Source organism: Kitasatospora sp. NPDC004799, assembly GCF_040609095.1.
Taxonomy (GTDB): Bacteria; Actinomycetota; Actinomycetes; order Streptomycetales; family Streptomycetaceae; genus Kitasatospora.
In genome coordinates, this window is sequence record NZ_JBEXJK010000676.1 from 1 (window position 1) to 2543 (window position 2543).

General features: G+C 72.5%; 1 protein-coding gene. It reads right to left on the reverse strand.

Annotated elements, in window-relative coordinates; translation table 11 throughout:
* The coding region (locus ABZW03_RS39755; RefSeq protein ID WP_355269600.1) for a beta-L-arabinofuranosidase domain-containing protein at positions 1–2446 on the reverse strand (2446 nt) is incomplete at its 3' end.
* Positions 2447–2543 lie beyond the last annotated feature (97 nt).

The window sequence follows — 2543 nt, forward strand, 5'->3', positions numbered from 1 at the left end:
GGAAGGTGTCGCCGCCGCCGTGGCGCAGGCGCCACCGGTGGTCGGCGGCGCCGTTGTCGGCCCACTGGACGATCCGGGCGCCGTTGGCGGTGGCCCCGTTCTCCACGGCGAGGACCTTGCCGCTGTTGGCGTTGCGCAGGCGCAGGTAGCCGCCGGTGTCGAGGACGGCCGTCCAGAGGTGGTCGGCGGTGCCGTTGTCGGCCCATTGGAGGACCGGGGCGCCGTCGGCGGTGGACATGTCCTTCACGCCGAGGACGAGTCCGCCGGCGACGTTCTGGATCCGCCGGGCGCCGACGGGGGCGAACTGCCACTGGCCGGCGGCGGCACCGCTGTCGGGCAGCTGGACGGCCGCCGCGCCCTGGGCGGTGGAGCCGCCGGCGATGCCGAGCAGCTTGCCGGAGTGGACGTTCCGGACCTGGTGGAAGCCGTCGCCGGCGTCGACGACGGTCCACCGGTGGTCGGCGGTGCCGTTGTCAGCCCACTGGAGGACCGGGGCGTTGTCGGCGGTGGACATGTCCTTCACGCCGAGGACCTTGCCGCTGTTGGCGTTGCGCAGCCGCAGTGCGGTGCCGTCGACGACGAGGGCCCAGTTGTGGTCGGCGGTGCCGGTGTCGGGCCACTGCAGGGCGAGGCCGCCGTCGGCGGTGGACATGTCCCGGATGCCGAGGACGAGTCCGCCGGCCGCGTTGACCAGGCGGAAGCCCGCGCTGTCGGTCCGCCAGTAGACGGTGTAGTGGAAGCCCTGGGCGTCGTGGAACGGGCCGAGGTCGACCTTCGCCCCGTCGGCGGTGGCCGTGAAGGCGAGGGCGGTGCCGCTGGTCCGGGTGACCGAGGCGGCGTCCAGCACCGGGAGGGTGGACGGCGCGGTGCTGCCGTAGTCGCCCGCCAGGACGGCCGGGCCGTAGGTGATCGCGACGACACCGGGGTTGTCGTCGGCGGCCTGGAGGGCCACCCGCATGGGGAGCTGCACGGTGACGGTGTCGCCGGAGGCCCAGGCCCGGGTGAGGGTGGCGTACGTGCCAGGGGTGGCCGGGATGCTCTGCGCGACGCCGTTGACGCTGACGACGGCACCCGAGGTCCACCCGGGGATGCGCACGCGCAGGGACCACGTCCCGCCGACGCTGCCGGTGACCTTGAGCGTCGTGGTGTCCTCGGCCGGGAACGCGGTGGTCTGGGTGACCGTGATGCCCCGCTGGGTCCAGTCCAGGACGGACGGGATGAACAGGTTCACCGTGAGGGTGGTGCCGTCGTGGAAGTAGACGGAGTCCATCAGCTTGGTGTTGGACTCGACCCCCGTTCCCTGGCAGCACCAGAACGTGCCGTAGTCGGTGCTCCAGGTGCCGCCGCCCCAGGCCGGCCCCCTGCCCCGGCGGCCGCCCGGGTTGAGCGGGGTGAAGTACGTGATGTGGCCGTGCGGGTCGGCCGGGTTCTGGGCGCCGAGGACGTGGTTGAGCAGCGTCTTCTCGTAGAAGTCGAAGTACGGGGCCCGGTCCGGGCTCAGCTGCCACAGCTCCCGGGTCAGCTTGAGCATGTTGTAGGAGTTGCAGAGCTCGCAGGTGTCGTCGGTGAGGTAGCCGGAGATGGCGTTCGCGGGCCGGAAGTGCTCCGCCTGGCTGTTGCCGCCGATGGCGTAGGTGTGCGAGCCGGTGGTGATCGCCCAGGCGTTGGCGGCGATGTCGCGGTAGCGGGTCGTCCCGGTGGCCTTGTACGCGCGGACGGCGCCGATCCACTTGGGCACCTGGGTGTTGGCGTGCTTGCCGTCGAGCTGGTCCAGGTTCGCGGCGAGCGGGTCGAGCACCGCGGCGTGGTCGAACCGCTGAGCCACCGTCAGCCAGCGGGTGTCACCGGTCTGTTGGTGGAGATCGGCCAGCACCTCGCCCATGCCGCCGAACTCGGTGCCCAGCACCGCCTGCATCGTGCCGTGGCTCAGCGCGGCGGTGCGGCGGTCGACCCAGCCGGCGAGCGCGAGGAGCACGTCGCGGGCCTGGGTGTTGCCCAGGAGGCGCCACACGTCGAGCAGGCCGGCCATGGTCTTGTGGACGCAGTAGTACGGGACGTTGCCGCTGCTCGGCCGGCCCGCTTCGAGGGCGGCGAAGTCGGCCTCGGGGAAGCCCGACAGGTAGCCGGCCGAGAAGCCCGCGGCGGCGTTGTTGGCCTGGCACCTGGCGAGTCCGGCCACCATCCGGTCGGCCTTGTCGCGGCAGGTGGTGTCCCCGAGCGCGGCGGCGGCCTGCGCCCACGCCGAGAGGAAGTGGCCCTGCACGTGGCTGCGGAAGGGGAACCCCGGGTCGTCCCAACCGCCGTTCGCGGCAGCGGCGTTGGTGGAGAGCCGGTGGTTGGCGCGGAAGTTGTACAGCAGGCGGTCGACGTCGACGAAGCGGAGGTAGGCCAGGGTGCGGTTCTGGTTGTCGAGCCATCGGCTGCCGGTGAGCCGGACCTGACCCAGCTCGAACGGGAGCGTCGATGGACAGCCCCCGGGCCCAGACCGAGCTGATGGCCGCGACGTACACCACCATCAGGACGGCCGCGCCGGCCGCCGCCAC